At 59.4% G+C, this 887-nt stretch carries 1 protein-coding gene; it reads left to right on the top strand.

Going from position 1 to position 887, the window contains the following annotated elements:
* Nucleotides 1-567 precede the first annotated feature (567 nt).
* The coding region (locus GY725_00230) for a hypothetical protein (protein ID MCP4002596.1) at nucleotides 568-887 on the top strand (320 nt) is incomplete at its 3' end.

Raw genomic sequence — 887 nt, 5'->3', positions numbered from 1 at the left:
GGAGCGGAATGAGCGAGGCCGATCGAGAGGTGCTGATCCGGGCGTTCGAGCAGTTGGACTGGAACCTCCTGAACAATTTTGGCCGGAATCGCCACGCGTTGATTCGGACCCTTCGTGACATTTTGAAAGGCGGATTGGTGACCCCACTGCCCAGTCGAGTGAAGCTGGACAGTTTGCCACGCGACGGGCCGATTCCGACGGACCTGGCCGCCTTTGCCGAGGCTTGGCCGCCGAGTTCTTTGAGCGGATGAAGGTTTTCGGCGAGAAATTCGACTCTTCGGTGTTCTACGCCCCGGAATGCAGCGCCCATACCAAGCGAGGCAAAACGGTCCACGGCTACGGTGTGCAGTTTTTGGCCGATTTGAAGTTCGGATTCATCTGGGCGTTCGCCGTGTTCCCGGCCGGCGCAGGGTTTCGTCCGCAGGCCGCGGATTGGGTTCTTCAGACAAAACAGATCTTTGACTTCGGACCGATCCAGCTGACATCGGACCGTGAGTACACACGATCGCCAAAGCCATCCATCAATGGCATGAGAAGGAGATTCTTCATTACGGTCCCCGTTCGGACGTGGACCGCAAGAAGAAGGGCATCTTCATCGAGGAGGACTTCGAACTGCACGAGTTGTACGCGACCTGCCCCAACGGGACGCGGCTGAGCCGAAAGCCCAACGTGTTTGTGCGCGGTTCGAGCGAGCAATGGCGTTATCAGGCCAAGAAGTCGGACTGCCAAGGCTGCCCGCTTCGGAGTCGCTGCACGAAGAGCAAAGGCCCGCGAATGTTGTGCGTGAACGTGTATCGGGAAGACCTGGAGATCCATGCTGCCCGCATGAAGGCCGATCCCGAGCGGACCCGCGACCTGATGGGGCGGCATCGCGCGATGAGTGAAGG

The sequence above is a fragment of the bacterium genome (assembly GCA_024226335.1).
In the GTDB taxonomy this organism is placed as follows: domain Bacteria; phylum Myxococcota_A; class UBA9160; order SZUA-336; family SZUA-336; genus JAAELY01.
This window is presented reverse-complemented; position numbering and strand designations above follow the sequence as displayed.